The 1,724-nt window shown below is 69.4% G+C and carries 2 protein-coding genes; both read left to right on the top strand.

The window, feature by feature from the left end; genetic code table 11:
• On the top strand, window positions 1-1,132 hold a 1,132-nt coding region (locus tag AC1DWT_RS51245), incomplete at its 5' end, for a carboxylesterase/lipase family protein (RefSeq protein WP_477926270.1).
• Window positions 1,093-1,724, top strand: a 632-nt coding sequence (locus AC1DWT_RS51240) for a carboxylesterase family protein (RefSeq protein WP_477926269.1), incomplete at its 3' end; no start/stop codon positions are given. The genes AC1DWT_RS51245 and AC1DWT_RS51240, both read left to right, overlap by 40 nt.

Genomic DNA, 1,724 nt, shown 5'->3' with positions numbered 1-1,724 from the left:
CGACATCGTGTACGTGTCGATCAACTACCGCCTCGGATCGCTCGGATACCTCGACTTCACCCAGTTCTCCACCCCCGAAAGATCTTTCGACTCCAACCTCGGCCTCCGCGACCAGGTGGCCGCACTCGAATGGGTCCAGCGCAACATCGCCGAATTCGGCGGCGACCCCGACAACGTCACCGTCTTCGGCGAATCCGCGGGCGCCAACGCCGTCACCACCCTGATGACCACACCCGCCGCGAAAGGCCTTTTTGCGCGGGCGATCTCGGAGAGTTCCGCGCCCGGACTCGTCGCGACGGCGGACCGGGCCGCGCGGTGGGCATCCGATTACGTGACGCTGCTCGGAGCCGAACCCGGCACTGCCGCTGAGGCGCTCGCCTCGTCACCCGTCGGCGCGCTGGGCCGTGCCGGGAACCGTCTCGGCGCGAAGGTGCTCTCGGAGACGCCGGGACTGCACCCGTTCGGACCCGTGATCGACGGCGACTTCCTGCCCGAGCCGCCGCTCGACGCGTTCGCCGCCGGTTCGGCGCACCGGGTTCCGCTGATCATCGGCACCAATGCCCGCGAGGGCACCCTGTTCCCGAAATTCCTCGACGCACTGCCGACGGACCCCGACCGGATCGGGCGGATGTTCGCACTCACCGATCCCGCCGCCGAGGCGCGCGTCACCGCGGCGTATCCGGGCTACCCGGCGCCGGATGCCGCCGTCGACCTGGGCGGCGACCTGACGTTCTGGAGGCCGTCGATCGAACTGGCCGAGGCCCACTCCGCGTACGCCCCCACGTTCAGCTACCGTTTCGATTTCGCGCCCCGTGCGATGAAGTGGCTCGGCCTGGACGCCACGCACGGGTTCGAGCTGTTCGCCGTGTTCGACATCGCCGACACTCTGATCGGCCGCGGCCTCACCCTGCCGGGCGGACGACGTGGCCTGAAGGACGTGACGGATAATGTGCAGCGACACTGGCTGCACTTCGCTTCGCGGGGAACACCGTTGGTGTCGTGGCCGCAGTACGACACCAACCGGRGGGCAACACTCGTGTTCGACACCGTCACCACCGTCCAGGACGACCCGCGCCGGGAGCGCAGGCTGGCATGGGAGGGGTATTCGGGCTACCACGGGCAGGGCCTGTGAGCGCTCTGGAAGTACACACCGATGCCGGCGCCGTCGGAGGGCGCCGGATCGACGACCTGGCAGCGTGGCGGGGCATCCCCTACGCCGCTCCCCCGGTCGGGCCGCTGCGGTTGCGGGCCCCGCACCCGGTCGAACCGTGGTCGGGGGTCCGGCGGGCGTTCCACTTCGGGTCCCCCGCACCGCAGCGCGGCGAGACCGACGAGGACTGTCTCACCCTCAACGTGCTGGCCACACCCGGCACCTCCGGGGCGCGCCCGGTGATGGTGTTCATCCACGGCGGCGCCTACTCCGGCGGAACCTCGTCCTCGTCGCTCTACGGCGGCCAGTCGCTGGTCCGCCGCGGCGACATCGTGTACGTGTCGATCAACTACCGCCTCGGATCGCTCGGATACCTCGACTTCACCCAGTTCTCCACCCCCGAAAGAYCTTTCGACTCCAACCTCGGCCTCCGCGACCAGGTGGCCGCACTCGAATGGGTCCAGCGCAACATCGCCGAATTCGGCGGCGACCCCGACAACGTCACCGTCTTCGGCGAATCCGCGGGCGCCAACGCCGTCACCACCCTGATGACCACACCCGCCGCGAAAGGCCT

Source organism: Rhodococcus sp. P4_B6, from assembly GCF_056402215.1.
The sequence above is the reverse complement of the archived record's forward strand: the minus strand, read 5'-3'. Positions and strand labels throughout refer to the sequence as shown.